This is a genomic window from Psychrobacter immobilis (genome assembly GCF_003148585.1).
GTDB lineage: Bacteria > Pseudomonadota > Gammaproteobacteria > Pseudomonadales > Moraxellaceae > Psychrobacter > Psychrobacter immobilis.
In genome coordinates this window covers 1-19,773 of sequence record NZ_QGGM01000009.1, presented here as the reverse complement: position 1 = coordinate 19,773, position 19,773 = coordinate 1, and the positions used below count along the sequence as shown (strand labels likewise).

Sequence of the window (19,773 nt, the reverse complement as noted above, 5' to 3'; positions counted from 1 at the left end):
CCCTAATAAAGTTTAAGGCAATATAACAGCTGTGTTAGCATCTCGTACGACTTTTGTTCTATGCATAATGATAAGTTCTATTATAAACTCTAGTGAAAACTAATTTTTATTATTCAGTCTGCCTCATTCATTACTAACGCTTTTCTTAATTTGTTTTTGGGTTATCTGATTCAGTAATGATATCGCCTTTATAATTAAAGAGATTACCATTGGTTTTAGCTTGAGAGTCATTCAAATCTTTAGGAATAAGAATCTCATTATCCTGCTCATCGCATTCAATATCACTGTCTTTATCATAAGCTATTGGGTCAAAGTGTGGGGTGTCTTTGATCGGCTCATTCTTGTCTAATGCTGCAGTGGTCGCCGAGGTTTTTCTAAATAAATTTGATTGACCGCCTTTGATGCCTTTTCCATTAGAATCAGCTTTCTTACGTGGCTCACTATTGGCAAAAATAGCATTTAACGGTAGATCTAACTGTTGCTTGGCATAAGCTTCCGTATTCTCAAAACGGTTGACTAGCAAGCTAAGCCAAGGTTTTTGATCCTCTGGTCCCATCTCATCTAGCTCATCTTTGATAGGCAAGGGATAAGGTAGCGTGCGATAAAAATCCCATAATGTCATTTTGCTCAAATCTCTCTTGAGCACATAATCATTATCTTCAGTCATGGTGATTAAATTGCTGTCTTGCAGATAATTAATATAGGTATACCATTTTGGTAGCTCTTTGCGTCCTAGCACGTTACGTAGCGCTTGTTCGCTTACCGCTTCGCCTTTTAAATGATGGGTATAAACGAGGTTTAGCATATCGAGCAAACTTAGGAGCGGGTGGCGTGGATAGACCTCTTCAGTCTCAAAAATCGTCAAGGTATAGCTAATCTCAACACCTAATAGAATTAAATTCCAAGACAAATATATCCATAATAAGAAGATGGGCAGTGCCGCAAAAGCCCCGTAAATCGCTTCATAACTGGTGAAGTTTGCCATTACTGTACCAAACAGGTGCTTCATCAGCTCGAATACGATAGCGACGAAGAGACCAGCAATGGCTGCATTTTTCGCGGGTACGCGTGCTTTTGGAATGAACCAGTACATACCAATAAAGCCTGCGACAGTGATACCAATGGATACGGCTTGTACCCAAAAAGACCAGTCAATGCCATAACCAGCAATTTGTCGGTTTAAAAAACTCAAACTTTGTACCGCGCTTGAAGCAAGAAATGCCGTACCCAGTACTAACGGTCCTAACGTGACGATGGTCCAATAGCGCAGCATACTTTTCATACCGCCAGAGCGATTTTCTACCCGCCAGATTTGGTTAAAAGCGCGTTCGATGGTTGTTAACGTCATAATAGTCGTAAAAAATAACACCATTGCCCCAATGATGGTTAGATTTGAGGATTTTTCAGCGAAGCTATTGATATACTCACTGACCTGCATACTTGATTGTGGTAGCAAGTTACTATAAATCACTTCATATATCTGTGCTCTAACGGACGCAAGTGCGGGTACAGAAGATAGGATCATCAATAGGACGGTTAGGACGGGTACAATTGACAACATAGTCGTGTAGGTCAGCGATGCCGCTTTTTGCTGGCAATTGTCTTCAAAAAAGTGCCGAGTCAAGAATCGTAAGAATTGAAACCAGCGTTGATGTAAAAACGGGATTTTTTTTGATAAATTTTCCATATCGACCATTTAGCAGGTGTTTGAGTGACAGTAGTGTAACAAAGATATGCTGTTATCATCTGCGGTTTAATTGTGTCAAAATGCACAGCAGCAACCTCTCTAGCAGGTTATTAGCGACAATGTGTACCAAGGCTGTTTGCATGTCGGTGAATGACTGGGGCATAATATATGTCTATATTGCGGTATCTGTCACAGATTATGTATATAGTCATCCCACTATAAAATTATTACAGCGTTAACCTCGCTTGAAGTATTTAATATACATCTACACTCGGTTGCCTTGTACTAGTGCTATTTTTAAATTGAATCGACTATAGCTACATAATAAGTAAGGTTTTATGCTAAAGAAATAGACTGCATAGAAGCTGTTGTAGATGATTAGAATCAACAATAACATTAATGGTTTTATGAGGAAGTATTGCTAATGAGTCAGACCGCCCCTTATGTTTTGGTACTCTATTATTCAAATTACGGTACGACTAAGACATTGGCTTATGCTATCGCTCAAGGTATTGAGGATACTGGTATGACAGCCCGTATCCGTACTGTACCAACGGTTGCACCCGAGACCACATCGAGCAAGCCTGCGATACCTGATGAAGGTGACTTATATTGCACTATGGACGATCTAAAAGACTGTATGGGTTTGGCGCTTGGTAGCCCGACGCACTTCGGTAATATGGCTGCTCCCATGAAGTATTTTTGGGACAATACGGTCACTATTTGGCTGGCAGGTAATTTACAGAACAAACCTGCTGCTGTATTTACTGCTACTGGCTCGATGCATGGCGGGCAGGAGACAACGTTGTTGACCATGATGTTGCCGTTGATGCATCACGGCATGATCCTTGTTGGTGTGCCTTATGCTGAGCCTGCGCTTAATCGTACTCATCGTGGTGGCTCGCCTTATGGTGCCAGCCACGTGAGTGGGGCGTTGCATGATCAACCTATCTCAGCTGATGAGCGCGAGTTGGCTATCGCCCAAGGTCGTCGCTTGGCGATTAGTGCTACTGCATTGGCGCAAGCTAACTGGACTCGCTAAGCGGATTTTTATAGCATGCAAGGTCTTATATAACGCTATTAATTAGGAAGTAAATATATCTAATGGTCACAAACCGCTCCGATAGTGAGATAAGCGCACCAGCCAAAAAATCTGCCAAAGCTGCTAAACTTAAAAAGCCAATTACGCCCATTCGTCAGCGCTTGATGGTGACTTGGCTGATTTGGCTGGTCTATAGACTGCTTGGGCTACCTATTTTTATCAATGTTTTTAATCCCAGTAGTCCTGATGTCATTGGCGGTATCGCCTGGCAAGCATTATGGCTAGTGCCAGCATTTATTTTGACGCCCGCGATACTACGGGGTCGTTCGCCATATGTGCTATTGATAGGCAGTATGCTTACCTTGGTTTATTTGGGGGCGAGTGGTGTGGTGCTGTTTACCCGCGTTTACGGCAGCAGTTGGGCAGAGATAGTGGTTTATCTGCTTGATTTTGTCTTATTACTGGCAATCAATATTTGGTTATTTATTCTACTAAAGCGTCTTCCTTCAATGAACAACGTCGTTAAGCATCCGCGTTAGTTGATTTAGCGAAGTTTGAGACAAAAAAAGCGGCGCTCTATTTAGAGTGCCGCTTTTTTTATGCTATTTCTGCTTATTTAATAAAAAGCTTAATTTACTTTGGTTAATTCTAAATCCATCTTTTTGCCATCATTAATTTGGCTAACTTTTACTGGTAGGTAATCTAAGCTTGGTGCCAGCCAAAAACTGGTAGAACGACTATTGTCATCGTGGATACGGTCGACACGTACGGTATCAAATGTGCCAGCTGGAACGGTAATCTTGGTGTTACCAGATTTTTTGAAAGGGGTTTTCTCTATTTTGTCTTTTTTCGCCATGTAATAGTTGCCAGAGAATTTACCGTTCAATAAATCTTGGCGAATTTGCACTTCCAAACTTAAATCATCAAAAGCTTGTTGTGCCATGTTCATGGTCGTCGATTTGCCTTTATAGTTACTCACCACCTTTTTACTGCTTGGATTGAAGTCTAATTTATGCGTGCGACCAACGCCTAATAGCTTATAAGTGGTGCTGGCTTGAGTCGGAATGACATTATTACCGTTGATGGTAAAAGTGCTGTTTTGCGAAGCGCTTGCAACACCTGCCACCCGAGCATTGACATTATATTTCCAAGTATTGCCTGATTTGTTAAGCGTGCGAGTAGCCGTACCTTTATATTTGTCCTCAACCGTAAAGCTGTAGTTGGCGCTTGAAGGTTCGATATTCTTTGCGCTGGCAAGGGTAGGTGCAGTCATACTTATCGCTCCAATCGTAGCAATACTGGCCCCAGTGGTTAGGGCGGTTAAAAACTTAGACTTGCTACGTTTAGTATTATTAGTATCGGTTGTTAATGACTTTTGATCGTTTGATAAAAAACTCATGGACATTCCTTAATCGCTATTTATGGCATTGCTTATAACTATTGTTATTTTCTCAAGGACTATAATGGTCATGTTTTGCTATCTTTTCAAGAGTGCCAGCTGTCCCTGTGGTGTTGCTATTGTAGCCAAGGTTGCTGGCATCGAGCGCGATATCATCAGGCGTCACTTGCTGTAACTTGAGTAAGCAGGAGTAAGTTAATCGGTCAGTTGTAAATGATATGCGGTAACTTATCGGTGTTGAAATTTAGCACTCATATGGCGGCTTTTAAAATCATGCTAAGGCCTTTAATACGGTGCAATCCAATCAAATGACTGTTCATAAACGTCATTACCAACTAAATAATCCACGATATGCAAAATTCTTGTAAATTTTTGGGCTTTACACTTGAAGCCAACTCACTTTGCCCCCACTTTTTGATACAAGCTCAAAGCTTATCTTTAGAATGCTGTTTTAGGCAGTAGTGCCTATAGATATTGGTATTGAGACCATTAATTCAAATAAACCCTTACTGCAAATAACCAAATTATTGGAGACATATTGATGAATATTCGTCCTTTACATGATCGCATCGTTGTCCGCCGCATAGAAGAAGAAACAAAAACGGCTGGTGGTATCTTGCTTCCTGGTTCTGCTCAAGAAAAACCTTCACAAGGTGAAGTGCTAGCAACTGGTAATGGTCAGATTCGTGACAACGGCGAAACTCGCGCGTTAGATGTAAAAACTGGCGACAAAGTCTTGTTCGGTCAATATGCTGGTCAAACCGTAAAAGTTGACGGCGAAGAACTATTGATTATGAAAGAATCTGATGTATTGGGTGTGTTAGAAGGCTAGTCCTTTTTGAGTATTTTTATACTCAGCGCATTTTGACAACATTATTTAAAAATTATTGAAACATTTAATTGCATTCTCATACTTATAATAGTGGAGTAATTTAACATGGCAAAAGACGTAAAATTCGGCATTGATGCCCGTAAACAAATGATGGATGGCGTAAACATCCTAGCAAATGCAGTACGCGTAACCCTAGGCCCTAAAGGTCGTAACGTGGTTATCGATAAATCATTTGGCGCGCCTACCATCACTAAAGATGGTGTTTCGGTTGCTAAAGAAATCGAGCTTGAAAACAAATTCGAAAACATGGGCGCTCAATTGGTCCGTGAAGTGGCTAGCCGCACAAATGATGTCGCTGGTGATGGCACGACGACTGCGACTGTATTGGCGCAATCTATCTTGCAAGAAGGCATGAAGTCAGTTGCCGCTGGCATGAACCCAATGGATCTAAAACGCGGTATCGATAAAGCGGTTCGCGCTGCTGTTGAGCAAATTCATTTGCTAGCTACACCAGCTGACGATTCAAAAGCGATTGCTCAAGTGGGCTCTATCTCTGCCAACTCAGACACCAAAATCGGCGAGCTAATTGCTCAAGCGATGGAAAAAGTCGGTAAGCAAGGCGTTATCACCGTTGAAGAAGGTTCAAGCTTCGAAGATACCTTAGAAGTTGTCGAAGGTATGCAGTTTGACCGTGGTTATATCAGCCCGTACTTTGCGAACAAGCAAGACAGCTTAACCGCTGAATTTGAAAACCCATATATCTTGTTGGTTGATAAAAAAATCAGCAATATTCGTGAAATCGTACCATTACTTGAGCAAGTCATGCAGCAGAGCAAGCCATTGCTAATCATCGCTGAAGACGTAGAAAACGAAGCATTGGCGACATTGGTTGTCAACAACATGCGTGGCGGTTTGAAAACTTGTGCCGTAAAAGCACCAGGTTTCGGCGATCGTCGTAAAGCCATGCTAGAAGATATCGCAACGCTAACGGGCGGTACTGTGATTTCTGAAGAGATTGGTCTAAGTTTAGAGACTGCTACTCTTGAGCAACTTGGTACCGCTAAGAAAGTCACTGTCGGTAAAGAAAATACCGTGATCGTTGATGGCGCTGGTAACTCTGCTGACATCGAAAATCGCGTTGAATCTATCAAACGTCAAGTTGAAGAATCAACGTCTGACTACGATAAAGAAAAGCTTCAAGAGCGTATGGCTAAACTGGCTGGCGGCGTTGCCGTTATCAAAGTTGGCGCTGCGACTGAAACTGAAATGAAAGAGAAGAAAGATCGTGTTGACGATGCGCTACATGCGACTCGTGCAGCGGTTGAAGAAGGCGTTGTACCTGGCGGCGGTGTTGCTTTAGTTCGTGCAATGAATGCATTGTCTGAGCTACGTGGGGATAACGATGACCAAAACGCGGGTATCAATATCTTACGTCGCGCAATGGAAGCACCATTACGTCAAATCGTTACCAACGCTGGCGAAGAAGCATCAGTGGTAGTGAACGAAGTGAAGAGTGGCAGCGGTAACTATGGTTACAACGCAGCTTCTAGCGAATACGGCGATATGCTAGAGATGGGTATTCTTGATCCAGCTAAAGTAGCTCGTTCAGCGCTAGAAAATGCAGCATCTGTTGCAGGCCTAATGCTAACGACCGAAGTCATGATTACTGATTTGCCACAAGGTGATGACGGTATGGCTGGCATGGGCGGTGCTGGTGGAATGGGCGGTATGGGTGGAATGGGCGGCATGATGTAATTTTACTTCTGCTACAAAGCGATTTCTTTTCGTCAGATGCGCTCAATGTACAACAGGTACTATTTTTGCGCATCTTCCTCGACAAATCGCTTTTCGCTAGAAGTATAATTTTGTCATAACGTTTATTTGCTCATTAGAAGCTCTGTTATCGGAAGATAGCAGGGCTTTTTTTTGCCTAATTTTTATAGCGCTACTCATTGGTATATGAGGTAATCACGGTTTTATATACATTCATTCGATAGTGTTGGATAAGTGTTTTATGCTTGGGAAGGTTGCCAATTGACCGACATAGTGAGGGCGTTGATGTTTCCCAGACTTAGGGGCGACACTTTACCTGCTATTTATTCATAGTCTTTGATGCACCCCCAAAGATTTCAACAAATAAAATACCCATTAGATCAACAAAATCGACCTGACATTATCAAGAGCATTGAATATATAAAGTTTTTTTATATATGTTATTATTTAAATATAATTAATAAATATAATCAATGGACTGATACTTTGTCAAAGGACAATTGAGCACGTGTTAAGGCTGCCCAGCCAAGAACTCTTGTGCAATTCAAGGTGATGATGATGAAAAAAATTAGGCTTGGGATTCTGGTAGAAGAGGAAACATTGCCATGGTATAAGTTCAAACCATTAAAATCTCTCGTCGATGAAGGCAAGGTTGAGGTTTGTATTGCTGTCCAACGGGATAAAAAACAAGCATCTCACATGTCTCGTCTGTCCAAAGTTATTCCTTCCATTAATCAAAAGTTATTTTCTTTTCTTTCTCGAAATAAGAGTAATACCAAGCGTTATTCTATTCATGACTTGGTGGCTAATGGTGAGATGCCCATTGTAATATCAGTAGTAAATCAGGATGAAATTTATGATGAGATTGAGGATTCAGTAATTGAGAAACTTGAAGCCGCCAATCTAGATTATCTAGTCAAATTTGGTTTTCGAACCTTAGCAGGGAGAATTCTGAGTGTTTCAAAAAAAGGTATTCTCTTATTTCGTTACGGCGATGAAACCAAACAAAGACACGGATCAGCATTGTATTGGCAGTTTGCCGAACAATGGGAGAATAGCGTAGTCACGCTACATCTGTTAAATGAGCATCTTAATGGTGATAAAGTCGTTGGGAGAGGGTATGGCTCTTTATTTTACTGGGACTATAATTTAACCGAGCATAAATTAAATGGTGTCACAGCATCGATATTGTATTGGTATTTCCATAAAAATAAAATTGGCGTTAAAAATGGAAATTTGACGAATTTAATGCTTGACGATGCAATTTATGAAGAACCCCAGCAACTGATTGCCTTACGGCATTTGATGAGTTTTTTTAAAAACTATACGATAAAGACTTTCTATAAGAGTCTTTATCACAATAACTGGAGTATTTTGATTGGTTCTATTGATCAGTCGATGCAAACATACACTGAGCTATTGCCTGAAAAAGGATGTTTTTGGGCTGACCCTTTTTATATTAAGCGAGATTCAAGGCGTTATATATTTTTTGAGAGCTTAAACTACAAAGAAGGTATCGGCCGTATAGAGTGGGTGGAACTGGATGAGCACCATCAAGTTATCAATTCTGGACCAGTCGATTTAGGTATTCGCTCTCATTTAAGCTTTCCTAATGTATTCGAGCATGAAAACGCTGTATATATGATTCCAGAAGCCGCCAATACCAATTGTATTAACCTATTGAAAGCGACGGATTTTCCGCAGAAGTGGGAAAAAGTTCATGAGTTGGTGTCTGGAGTTCAGGCAGCAGATAGTGCCGTTATTGAGCACAATGGCTTATGGTATCTTTTTACCACGCATGGTTCAATTTCAGTCCTTACAATGGATTTGGAATTGCATATTTATACGTCTGATAAGTTGGAGTCAGATAACTGGACCATTCATCCCTCGGCGCCTTTAAAAATTGACGTGCGTGGGTCACGATTAGCAGGTGCACTATTTAAGAGAGATGGTCAGCTGTTTCGTACGGCTCAAGATGGCACTATTAGGTATGGGCGTAGAGTGGCTTTGTATCTGGTAGAAGAGTTGACACCGACATCTTACAAAGAAACCTTTGTGCGTTATATCGAACCCAATTGGGAGAACGATATCGATCGTCTTCATACCTATAACGTATATGATCAAACTGTCGTACTTGATGTCTCAAGAGATAAGTTGCGCTTTACCGTATAATCATTGAGAGGTTTTACGGCAACTGGTGATAATATTCTGTCGAAAAACCCCGATAGGCTGAGCTTATCGGGGTTTATTTATACAAATTAGATATGTTTTTAAAAACTACTGACTGGCTGCATCCCGTCTAAACGTCCACGTTTTATCATCAGAATCCTCTTCACAGTAATAATATCCCGCCAAATCAAACTGCTTTAGCTGCTCAGCATTGGTTAGCTTATTATCAGCAGCATACTTCACCATCAGTCCACGTGCTTTTTTGGCATAGAAGCTAATCACTTTGTATTGACCATTCTTTTCATCTTCAAATCGTGGCGTGATAACTTTCGCATTCAGCGCTTTCTTCTTGACCACTTTGAAATATTCATTTGACGCCAGATTAATCAAAATATTATCATCACTATCTGCCATACGTGCATTGATAATGGCAGTTACTGTCTCGCCCCAAAACTCATAAAGGTTATCACCACGTTCATTTTTCAGTTTGGTACCCATCTCTAAACGATAGGGTTGAATTAAATCGAGCGGTTTCAGTACGCCATATAATCCAGACAAGATACCCAGATGCTTATTGACATAAATGGCGGTGTCTTTATCCATATGATACATATCAAGACCCGTATAAACATCGCCATCGAATAAATAACCTGCAGGTTTGGCATTGCCTAAAGTAAAGGGCTTATCGTTGCTCCAACGCCACTCTTGATTGCGCTTGGCATTGAGCTGTGCCAAATCATCAGATATGCTCATCAGTTCTTGTAAATCAATCGGTTCTTTTGATTTTAAGTTTTTCATCAATGCTTGCGCATGTTCGATGAGCTCTGGTTGACTATAATATTTGTCTAAGTTCACTGGCACCGCATCTTTCTCATTTAAAGATTTGGCAGGGGAAAGTAAAAAATACATCGTCATTCCTTATTATAGTGAGTCAATGGGTATTCTATTTATGTATCAAGTTTTCTTATTATACGATATGCAGCATTGTATCTTGACCTACCCGTCGTTATTTCGTGTTGTTTAACGTTATCCTTAAAAAGGACAGATATTTAAGTGATATAAGCCGATAGCTTGTCAAGTCTAGCGTTTAATTGAAAAGGAAAAATTTTTAATATAACAATAAAAGTTATGCAGATGGTGTAAATTCCTAACTTTTTATTTTACTTGTGGGTCATCATTAGACAATGAAAGTTAGCAGACGATATCTCTATAATAAAAAGGCATGATGGCAAAGGCGTCATCATTTATTAAATTGATAATCTTTGGTCTTAAGTGTTAAACCAACCATGACCAAGGATTTTTTGTCCCCTGTGCTTTTTAAATATGCGTTGAGGGTGTTAAAAGGTAGTCATTAGACGTGAGTATAGTCATTAGACGTAAGTAAGGAGACAGTATGAGAATCGGTGTTATTAGTGCAGATAGCGCAAGTGAAAGTCGGGTAGCGCTAACCCCTGACGCGGTAAAAAAATTACGTAAGCTAGGGTTTGAAGTTGTCATTCAGTCAGGTGCAGGTCAAGCAGCATATTACGCTGATGAGATGTATCAGGCGGCAGGTGCCGACATTGCCAGTAGCAGCACCGAGGTCGTCACCCAATCTCAGATTATTACCACGGTCAATGACTTGCCAGCAGCAGCCATTGACCAGTTAACATCAGGTCAAATTGTCATTGGCATGCTCGACCCGTATCGTAACACGCAGCTAGATACCTATGCAGGTAAAGGCGTTACCGTCTTTGCCATGGAGCTATTACCACGCACATTGTCACGTGCACAGAATATGGATGTCTTATCTTCACAAGCCAACCTTGCCGGTTATAAAGCCGTGTTGCTCGCCGCCAATGAATACTCACGTCCTTTCCCAATGTTTATGACCTCAGCGGGAACGGTTAAGCCTGCTAAAGTGGTTATCTTAGGTGTTGGTGTTGCTGGTTTGCAAGCGATTGCCACGGCGAAACGTTTGGGTGCTGTCGTTGAAGCCAGTGATTTACGTCCGACTGCTCGCGAGCAAGTAGAGTCATTGGGTGGTAAATGGCTTGATGTGCCGATGAGTGCAGAGGAGGCTGAGACCGCTAAGTCTACAGGTGGTTATGCTTGGACGCCATCAGAGCAGTATGTCAAAGATCAAGCCGCTGTCGTGGACAAAGCGTTAAGCAATGCGGACATCGTCATTACTACTGCACAGATTCCTGGTCGTAACGCACCACGCTTGGTGCACGGGGCAACACTTGCCAAAATGAAGGCAGGGTCTGTACTGATTGATATGGCTGCTGGCACAGGTGGTAACGTCGAAGGCAGCGTACCTGATGAAACTATTACCACTGCTAATGGCGTACGTATCGTTGGGGCGGCAAATATTCCATCGCAACTGGCCGCCCAGTCTTCAGACTTGTATGCCAATAACCTCGTTAATTTTATCACGACCTTAATTGCTCCTGCCGCGACAAATGATACTTCAGCAAAGACACTGGCATTGAATTTAGATATGAATGATGAGATTCAAGGGGCATTAGCAGTGACGCATGAAAACCAAGTACGTCTTGCTAAACGCTAAGCCTTAAAACATCAAGTCTCGAATATTTCATTACCCTACATTTGCCAGACACGAAACAATTTTTAGGAGGATTAGATGATTGCCACTGTTTTAGCGGCAGCGCCAGCCGGTGCGGCCATGAGTAGCACACCATTTGTAGCGATTTTTACCGTATTTGTACTCGCTATTTTTGTGGGATATTACGTCGTTTGGGGTGTCACGCCTGCATTGCACACACCATTGATGGCTGTGACCAACGCTTTATCGAGTATTGTTATCGTTGGTGCGATGCTACAGACCGTCACTATCGACGGCTCACTATTTACTCCAACCAGTTTGCTAGGTGCTTTTGCCGTATTTTTAGCCAGTATTAATATCTTTGGTGGTTTTGCGGTGACTGAACGTATGCTTGCGATGTTTAAGCCCAAAGCAAAAAAAGCTCCAGTGGTAACGACTGAAAGCGGAGGCGACGCATGAGTGATTTAACAAATATGATTGCGACTAATGCGGACTGGTTTTATCTCATCGGTGCCATTCTTTTTGTGTTAACCCTACGTGGTTTATCTAGCCCAAAAACCGCCATTCGCGGTAACCGCTTTGGTATGGTTGCGATGGCGATTGCTGTTGCTACGACATTCTTCTTAGCAGAAGGTCCTGTGCTTTGGTTAATTATTGGTGCCATGGTATTGGGTGCTATCGTTGGTATGTGGAAGGCAAAAACGGTTGCGATGACTCAAATGCCAGAAACCGTGGCTTTGATGCATTCTTTTGTTGGTCTAGCAGCGGTTGCGATTGCGTTAGCAACGGTACTGCATACGGAACAGCAGCATGGGACAGTTGCCCGTTTAGAATTGTTCATCGGTTGTTTCATCGGTGCGATTACGTTCTCAGCGTCTGTCTTCGCCTTTGGTAAATTGGCAGCGAAGAGCTGGGCAAAAACCTTGGTCGGTGGCTGGGTCAAACCCGTACAAGCTATCTTGTTCATTGCTATGATTGGCTTTGGTATCGTCTACTTTATGACTGATTCACTGCCTGCTTTCTATGCGATGGCAGTACTGGCCGTGGTATTCGGTTGGATGTGGATTGCGCCAATCGGTGGCGGTGACATGCCAGTCGTTGTATCGCTATTGAACTCATTCTCAGGTTGGGCAGCAGCAGGTATTGGTTTTACCCTTGGCAACTCGATGTTAATTATCGCGGGTTCGCTCGTTGGTTCGTCAGGTGCGATTTTATCTTACATCATGTGTAAAGCCATGAACCGCTCATTACTCAACGTCCTATTTGGTGGTATGGGTACGGCAGCAGTCGCTGCTGGTGGCGATGATGGCGCACCAAAAAACTACAAGGCTGGTTCAGCAGAAGATGCTGGTTTCTTGATGGCCAATGCCAGCAACGTGGTGATCGTACCGGGTTATGGTATGGCGCAAGGTCGAGCACAAAATGCAGTAAAAGAGCTGTATGAGCTGTTGAAAGAAGAAGGTGTTAATGTTCGCTTTGCCATTCATCCTGTTGCTGGTCGTATGCCAGGACATATGAACGTGCTATTGGCTGAAGCGGATGTGCCTTACGATGACATCCTTGAAATGGATGAAATCAACTCGGATTTTGCTAGTACAGATGTGGTCTTGGTTATTGGTGCCAATGACGTGGTTAATCCTTCAGCAAAAGACGATCCATCGTCGCCAATCTTTGGTATGCCTATCTTAGAAGTTACCAAAGCGCAAACGGTGATGGTCATCAAACGTTCGATGAACACCGGTTATGCAGGTCTTGATAATAGCTTGTTCTATATGGACAAAACCATGATGATCTTTGGCGATGCGAAGAAAATGGTCGAAGAAATGGTTCGTAGTATTAATGGCGCTCACTAATTTCTGAAATAAGCTTTTAAATATGAGCTTTTAAATAAAAAAAGTCACTGAGGTGGCTTTTTTTGCGTTAAGGTATGCCACATTTATATTAAGTCACTATTTATACTAGATAAGTTTATACAAAATAGGCGTTAAGAGAGTTATTTATGAACATGTTGCTCCGTTTTTTTATTATGGTCAGTTTGCTAAAACAACAACTCAAGCAGCAATCAGTGAGCGAGCGCCTGAGTGTTGAGACCTTGACTGCTCCGACGGTTCGTCGTTATCGCGTGTTGCCGCATGACATGGGTTTTCGAGATCATTTGCCCAATTATCGTTATTTGTCCTTTATCGAGCTGAACGTTACTCGTTGGCTAATGGCATGCTGTCATCAAAAAGGTATTAATAATTTAGGTTGGGTCATCGCCATGCAAGAGATGGTCTATCTTAAAGAAATTAAATTTTTAGATAAAATGACGGTGAGTAGCACGCTTGCGGGCTGGGATAAAAAATACGTTTATTTTGAAACGCACTTTTTTGTAAAAAGCCAGCTGATGGGCGTTGGTATGACTAAGTTTGTATTGACCAATAAAAAAGGCAAGTGTGCGCCAGAGATATTGGATATGATAGGCGAGCGGTTGAATGAGGTCATTGATTCTTGGAATCAGCATCAAGTGGCGATTAAATCTGCCAAATCTGCTGAAACAAGTAAAACAACAAATGCTGCATAACGAACTTGTCTATAATCAGCAGGCGAATTTTGGTAGGATAGCGGTTATTAAGTTGCCAATTAAATCACCATTCAAATTGACCACTGATTTGATGACGTGTCTAAAAATGATTAAAAGTTAAGGAGCCATCATGACCCCGCAAAAATTAAAATGGACAGACAGCTTAGATATCGCTATTGAGCTGTATGAGAAGTTTCCAGAGACCGATCCGCAGTACATCCGTTTTACTGATTTACATCGCTGGGTGACTGAGCTTGAAGGTTTTGATGATGATCCACAAAAATCAAACGAAGGCATCTTAGAAGCCATTCAGATGAATTGGATTGATGAAGCAGATTAGATTTATACCCTGAAGCGCTATTTTTAATACCATCTCAAATAGAAAACTGAATAAATATATAGGACTTACAGATCATGACTTCACAAATTAAAGAGTTACCTGAAGCAATAACTTGTAAAGGTATTAGCGTTCGTACGACCAATAACGCTGAGATTAGCGAAGACACGGCGAAACTGGGTCGTTTATGGCAAAAGTTTTACCAAAATCATGCCAGTGATCTGCCTAAAGGCGAAGACATTTATGGTGTCTATCATAACTATGAGAGCGATGATTTGGTCGGCGCTTTTGACGTGATTGCCAGTTGGAAAGTAGCCAGTGAGCAAGAGCCATCAGACAGTGAAAATATGTCTAAGGCTGCAAACCTAGTAACAGTAGATATTCCTGCAGGAAAGTATTTGGTATTCTCTGAGCAGGGTAGAATGCCATACACGGTGATGAATGCTTGGGAAAAGGCTTGGACCTATTTTAATGATCGCAGCTGTGAACATACCCGAACTTTTGATGTCGATTTTGAGCATTATATCGGTGGTAATCTAGAGTATGGTCAAGTTGATCTCTATATTGGTATTGAGTAAAATTAGTATTGAATAAATTAGTCAAAATAATAAAAAAGCGCCAAGTCTGCTATCAGACTTGGCGCTTTTTTTGCTTACTTCAACGAATGATTAATCTAACAGTAAATTCTCTAAAATTCCCTCATAAATTTGGGCGAGCTTGCCTAGGTCATCGACTTCTACCTTTTCATCAACTTGGTGAATCGTCGCATTTCTTACACCAAGCTCAACGACTTGTGCACCCGTTGGTGCAATAAAGCGTCCATCAGAAGTACCACCTGATGTAGATAGGGTGGTGTCAGTATCGGTTACCTTTTTGATGGCTTTTTGACAGGCAGAAACCAACTTACCTTCAGGGGTCAAAAACGGCTGACCAGACAATTTCCAATGGATATTATAATTTGCTTTGCTATCGGTAAAGTATTTATCAAAGATAGCATGGGTTTTTGCCTTCAGCTCATCTTCAGTGGTTTCCGTAGAAAAGCGGAAATTGAAGATAACTTTTAACGTTTCAGGAATGACGTTGGTGGCACCTGTACCGCCATTAATATTTGATATTTGTAGTGATGTCGCAGGGAAGTAGTCATTGCCACTATCCCAAGTAGCGGCAGTCAGTTCCGCCAAAGCTGCCATCGTTGCATGAATAGGGTTGCAAGCTAAATGCGGGTAAGCAACATGACCTTGTTTGCCAGTGACCGTAAGTTCCGCACCCAATGAGCCGCGGCGACCATTTTTAATGATATCGCCTAGCGTATCGGTACTTGATGGTTCGCCAACCAAGCAATAGGTGATCTTTTCTTGACGCCCTTCCAAGGTTTCAATGACTTTGACTGTACCATTGATTGACGGGCCTTCTTCATCTGAGGTGATTAAAAAAGCAATCGAACCCTTGTGTTCAGGGTGATTGGCGACAAAACGTTCTGCTGCGACAGTAAAGGCGGCAATACCTGTTTTCATATCAGCCGCACCGCGAGCCCATAGGTAACCATCAGCGATGGTTGGCGTAAATGGCGGATACGTCCAATTGTTTTCATCACCTGTAGGCACGACGTCGGTATGACCAGCAAAACAAATAACTGGATCAGTGGTGCCACGGCGCGCCCATAGATTTTTAACTTCTGCATGTTCGCCGCTTTGATCTCTATCGCCAAAATACATAAATTCGCAGTCAAACCCAGCTTGTGATAATCGTTTTGACAAGATATCTTGACAGCCATCATCATCTGGTGTGACGGAGGGACGCTCAAGTAGCGTAATACTTAAATCTAGCGTTTGCTGCTGATGGTTTTGTTGTTGATGAATGGTTTGTTTATTAAAGTCCGACATGAATAAACCTTTTTATTATAAATTAAGATGATGGTTTTTTAAAATTGGCAGCCACGATACAATACAATCAGTCGTTGCTTGTTACTTGCTAATGCGTTTTAAATATTGTCTTCAACAAAAGGTACCAAACCATCACGGCGCATCCACGTCGCGATAGAGTAACGCTGCCGATGGGCAATTTGCACTTGATGTTTTAGGTCACTGTCAAATATCACCAATCTATTGGCGACAGGCATGACATTATGATGAACGCCATGTTTATCAATGATTTCTAGTGCGCCGCCGTCAGTTGGTTCCCATTCATCATTGAGGTAAAACACCGCAGAGATAACGCGTTCATCACGCCCAGCTGGATTGTCACTATGCCATTGATAGCCAAAACCCAGCGGATAGCAAGCATAATGCGCTTCACTGTGGCGAATACCGGCAAATAAACTGCGATTAAATAAGCTAGCAAGCGCATTGATACTTTGCAAATAATAAAACCCAGCAAAGAAATTTTCCGTAATCCAGCGGATGCGATCACCGCGAATATCACTGACACGAATCCCAGCTGTCAGCTCTGCATCACGATAGTCAATAAAACCACTCTCTGCTTGCAAGGCTAACAGCGCTTTCGTTTCAAAGACCTCATCAATAATGATCCAACCATCATCAACGAATATATCCAGTTGTGTATCAGTCAGCTTATCTTGCCAACTGATATCGAAATCAGACTGTTGTAATACGCGCTGAGTCAGTGGTTTTTGGCTTGGGTCGTCGCTATAAGGAAATAATAATGGTGGATTATCTTCTCCTATTGGATGCTCAACCACCAACTTTGTCACATCAAGATTGCTAATAATCTCTGTCATTTCGTCTCACTATGGTCAGTTAGCTAGCAATACATAGCCAATCAATGCCTTTTTACCAAAACCATCGTTATCTTTTACTCTGCCTATGCTACCATAGATGTAATTTTTCTTATTTAAACTTTTGAGATTATGAACTATAAACACGCCTACCACGCTGGTAACTTTGCTGATGTGGTTAAACACATTTTATTGGTACAACTCCTTAATCAATTGGGGCAAAAAAACAAACCTTTTTATGTGCTTGATGCTTATGGTGGTCGCGGACTGTATTCACTGAGCAGTGAAGAAGCGCGCAAGACAGGTGAGGCCAAAGGTGGTATCCAAGCGTTACTAAATGCCAATACCGACAAGGCACCTGCTGCCGTCAAAGATTATATGGAAGGCATTAAGCAAGCCCGTTTCACTTATGACAATAAAGTCTATCCTGGTTCTCCTTGGTGGGTTGCCCATCATATCGAGAAAAATCCAGATGCAGGCGTGCGCGGTGAAGCTTTTGAAGCCAAAGCTAGCGAATATGATGCGCTAAATTATCAGTTGCACAAGTTACCCATTGGTATACAGCATCGTGATGCCTTTGAAGGGATTACCGCCGTTATTCCACCAAAAGAAAAGCGCGGTCTGATTTTTCTTGATCCTCCTTATGAGCAAGAGCACAAAGATTTTACACGCCTTATAAATTTACTCGTTGCTGCTTATAATAAATGGCCACAAGGCACTTATGCGCTTTGGTTCCCTATTAAGAACGTTGAAGCCGTTGAATTGTTTTACAAAAAACTGAAGCGTACTGAAATGCGCCGCCAGCTGGTTTGTGAGCTGAATATTTATCCAAATGATGTGGCGGTTGGTCTTAACGGTACAGGTTTACTGGTCATCAATCCACCTTGGCAATTTGATAATCATGCACGTGAGATATTACGCTTCTTACAGCCTGCATTAAAAGTGGCTGATGCTCCAGACTTAACGCCTGATAGCGCAACCAATGTACGCTGGCTAGTCGGCGAATAACCATGTTAGTGAATAACTATGCCGGCAAATAAGGATATTGAGATGACTAACGTGCAATCACCTAAAGACGAATCAAATCATCCGCCTCTAAATGATGGATTGTTACAAGACAGCGCAGCCGCCCAGCCGCCCTTTGTCGATGAGCATGATTTCAATATTCGCTTAGCGGATAATGAGAGTTATGATGGCTTGACCTTTGAAGTGATTGAAGCAGAAGTTGCTGAAGGGCAGCGAGTAGTCAGTCGCGGTGTCTATCTAGCGCCAAACCTAATTACAACCTTGTCACTGCTATCTGGCTTTTACTCGATTTTGGCCAGTACGCAAGGCGAGTTCTACAAAGCTTCTTTAGCCATCTTTTTGTCCGCTATTCTCGACGGTGCTGATGGGCGAGTGGCGCGTATGCTTAATGCGCAAAGCCCGTTTGGCGAGCAATATGACTCGCTTGCCGATATGCTGGCTTTTGGTGTTGCACCAGCGATCTTAGTTTATAGTTTTGCGCTGCAGCCGTTAGGTCGCATTGGCTTGGGCTGTGCGTTTGTCTTTACCGCCTGTGCTGCCTTCCGTCTGGCACGTTTTAACGTTCAGGTCGGTATTGTTGATAAAAAATACTTTGTCGGTTTGGCCAGTCCACTTGCTGCTATATTAGTAACGGCAGCGGTTATGGTCGCTGTCGACCATAATGAATGGGTTGGGCAGTACGATACGGCAGTCATGTTCTTGTTTGCTGCTTGGGTGGTGATTTGTGGTTTACTGATGGTTAGTAACGTCAAATACTATAGCTTTAAAGAGTTTGATAAAAAGAAAGTACCTTTTGTGGTTCTAATAATCGGTGTGTTGATCATGAGTATTGTGCTCTATGATATACCTGTCGGTATTTTAGCCATTGGTATTATCTATGCGTTATCGGGTATTGTTACGACGATTAAAGCAAAAGCAAATTTTTAGAATTGACTGTTAGTGTCATATTAAGGAATTTACCGTAGGGTAAGTTCCTTTTTTTATGCGCTTTATATATCAAAATGGCTATCAGTGTATTCATCACGATAAGATAAATAAGGATCAACTCATTTTTTAGCTAATGATCATTGATAACGACTCGTTAAAGAAATCCACATGATTGAGATGAAATAAGTACTCTTATTTACGAAATTACCTTAGCCCAGCCTCAAAACTCCATACACTACTACCCAGTTAAAGCAAAAGTAGCGTCGCCATTCTGCCAATTTAGTCTAATCACCAAGATTATTCAAATTAAGCTAAAATAGCCCTTGACTAAAGATTCAAACCCTCTATAATACGCCCTCAACAAGACGAGCTGGAAGCTTATATGAAAGACACATATAAATAACCCAATTCAATTGAATGAAACAAAACATAAAAAAGCTTGACAAATCAAATCATTATGATAAGATAGTCGGCTCGCTAGATAGCTTAACCCGCAAGGGATTGAGACTAAACAGCAAGAGAGTTACCCTATATATCAGTTACTGGACGACAGTGATTGAGCATTATTTAAAAGCATAACTAAAGAACAACTTGTGTGGATTTTTGCTGATTCAGAATGCTAAAAAATAAAGTTGGTTGAGACTCCTTTTCGGAGTTCATTCTAACTATAAAAATTATCATTTAAGACAGCAGAAAAACTCAAAGTTAATTCATTACGAACATAATTTTTAGCGAT

General features: G+C 41.7%; 18 protein-coding genes. 13 read left to right on the top strand and 5 right to left on the bottom strand.

The features are described from left to right. Positions 1-145: 145 nt before the first annotated feature. On the bottom strand, positions 146-1,687 hold the full coding sequence (locus C8D84_RS08365) for a YihY family inner membrane protein (protein WP_087945676.1): 1,542 nt from the start codon (positions 1,685-1,687) through the stop codon (positions 146-148). 424 nt (positions 1,688-2,111) lie between these two features. Here C8D84_RS08365 and wrbA point away from each other — a divergent pair, with 424 nt between their 5' ends. Continuing rightward, on the top strand, positions 2,112-2,729 hold the full coding sequence (gene wrbA, locus C8D84_RS08360; protein WP_109591441.1) for an NAD(P)H:quinone oxidoreductase: 618 nt from the start codon (positions 2,112-2,114) through the stop codon (positions 2,727-2,729). 62 nt (positions 2,730-2,791) lie between these two features. Next, a complete protein-coding gene (locus C8D84_RS08355; RefSeq protein ID WP_109591439.1) occupies positions 2,792-3,268 on the top strand; it encodes a hypothetical protein in 477 nt (158 codons plus the stop codon). 89 nt (positions 3,269-3,357) lie between these two features. Here C8D84_RS08355 and C8D84_RS08350 read toward each other — a convergent pair whose 3' ends face one another. Then, entirely contained in the window at positions 3,358-4,128 is a 771-nt protein-coding gene (locus tag C8D84_RS08350) for a DUF3108 domain-containing protein (RefSeq protein ID WP_045446684.1), read from the bottom strand. A gap of 538 nt (positions 4,129-4,666) precedes the next feature. Between C8D84_RS08350 and C8D84_RS08345 the strand changes: the two genes are divergently transcribed. The 3 genes from C8D84_RS08345 to C8D84_RS08335 all read left to right on the top strand — a co-directional run bounded on the left by C8D84_RS08345 (position 4,667) and on the right by C8D84_RS08335 (position 8,905). Then, positions 4,667-4,960, top strand: a complete 294-nt coding sequence (locus tag C8D84_RS08345) for a co-chaperone GroES (protein ID WP_041757514.1) — start codon at positions 4,667-4,669, stop codon at positions 4,958-4,960. A 105-nt stretch (positions 4,961-5,065) separates the two neighbouring features. Beyond that, positions 5,066-6,715 (top strand): chaperonin GroEL, encoded by a 1,650-nt coding sequence (gene groL / locus C8D84_RS08340; protein ID WP_109591437.1) that lies wholly within the window; start codon positions 5,066-5,068, stop codon positions 6,713-6,715. Between the two features lie 573 nt (positions 6,716-7,288). Continuing rightward, positions 7,289-8,905: a glucosamine inositolphosphorylceramide transferase family protein gene (locus C8D84_RS08335; RefSeq protein ID WP_146192886.1), complete on the top strand. Its 1,617-nt coding sequence runs from the start codon at positions 7,289-7,291 to the stop codon at positions 8,903-8,905. Positions 8,906-9,010: 105 nt separating this feature from the next. On the opposite strand, the gene yaaA is transcribed toward C8D84_RS08335, so the two are convergent. Further along, positions 9,011-9,811, bottom strand: a complete 801-nt coding sequence (yaaA, locus tag C8D84_RS08330; RefSeq protein WP_109591433.1) for a peroxide stress protein YaaA — start codon at positions 9,809-9,811, stop codon at positions 9,011-9,013. Positions 9,812-10,295: 484 nt separating this feature from the next. On the opposite strand from yaaA, the gene C8D84_RS08325 reads away from it, so the two are divergent. From C8D84_RS08325 to C8D84_RS08300, 6 genes are all read left to right on the top strand, one after another. Beyond that, positions 10,296-11,453, top strand: coding sequence for a Re/Si-specific NAD(P)(+) transhydrogenase subunit alpha (locus C8D84_RS08325; RefSeq protein WP_109591431.1), 1,158 nt, complete (start codon positions 10,296-10,298; stop codon positions 11,451-11,453). Positions 11,454-11,570: 117 nt separating this feature from the next. Continuing rightward, positions 11,571-11,909 carry a proton-translocating transhydrogenase family protein gene (locus tag C8D84_RS08320; RefSeq protein ID WP_211181279.1) on the top strand — a complete coding sequence of 113 codons (339 nt, stop codon included), beginning with the start codon at positions 11,571-11,573 and terminating at the stop codon, positions 11,907-11,909. Between the two features lie 14 nt (positions 11,910-11,923). Next, positions 11,924-13,303, top strand: coding sequence for an NAD(P)(+) transhydrogenase (Re/Si-specific) subunit beta (locus C8D84_RS08315; RefSeq protein WP_211181280.1), 1,380 nt, complete (start codon positions 11,924-11,926; stop codon positions 13,301-13,303). A 146-nt stretch (positions 13,304-13,449) separates the two neighbouring features. Further along, the gene (locus tag C8D84_RS08310; RefSeq protein WP_109591425.1) at positions 13,450-14,013 is read left to right on the top strand and encodes an acyl-CoA thioesterase; all 564 of its coding nucleotides are present in this window, start codon (positions 13,450-13,452) and stop codon (positions 14,011-14,013) included. A gap of 130 nt (positions 14,014-14,143) precedes the next feature. Next, positions 14,144-14,353, top strand: coding sequence for a Fe-S cluster assembly protein IscX (iscX, locus tag C8D84_RS08305; protein WP_021812734.1), 210 nt, complete (start codon positions 14,144-14,146; stop codon positions 14,351-14,353). Positions 14,354-14,427: 74 nt separating this feature from the next. Then, positions 14,428-14,928 carry a GyrI-like domain-containing protein gene (locus C8D84_RS08300; RefSeq protein ID WP_109591423.1) on the top strand — a complete coding sequence of 167 codons (501 nt, stop codon included), beginning with the start codon at positions 14,428-14,430 and terminating at the stop codon, positions 14,926-14,928. A gap of 90 nt (positions 14,929-15,018) precedes the next feature. On the opposite strand, the gene dapE is transcribed toward C8D84_RS08300, so the two are convergent. After that, entirely contained in the window at positions 15,019-16,233 is a 1,215-nt protein-coding gene (gene dapE, locus C8D84_RS08295; RefSeq protein WP_109591421.1) for a succinyl-diaminopimelate desuccinylase, read from the bottom strand. 98 nt (positions 16,234-16,331) lie between these two features. Further along, complete coding sequence (locus tag C8D84_RS08290; RefSeq protein WP_109591419.1) at positions 16,332-17,087, bottom strand: 2OG-Fe(II) oxygenase; 756 nt, start codon at positions 17,085-17,087, stop codon at positions 16,332-16,334. A 129-nt stretch (positions 17,088-17,216) separates the two neighbouring features. Between C8D84_RS08290 and C8D84_RS08285 the strand changes: the two genes are divergently transcribed. Both C8D84_RS08285 and pssA read left to right on the top strand, forming a co-directional pair. Continuing rightward, positions 17,217-18,092 carry a 23S rRNA (adenine(2030)-N(6))-methyltransferase RlmJ gene (locus tag C8D84_RS08285; protein ID WP_045446718.1) on the top strand — a complete coding sequence of 292 codons (876 nt, stop codon included), beginning with the start codon at positions 17,217-17,219 and terminating at the stop codon, positions 18,090-18,092. A gap of 42 nt (positions 18,093-18,134) precedes the next feature. Further along, positions 18,135-19,037 (top strand): CDP-diacylglycerol--serine O-phosphatidyltransferase, encoded by a 903-nt coding sequence (gene pssA, locus C8D84_RS08280; protein WP_228244519.1) that lies wholly within the window; start codon positions 18,135-18,137, stop codon positions 19,035-19,037. Positions 19,038-19,773 lie beyond the last annotated feature (736 nt).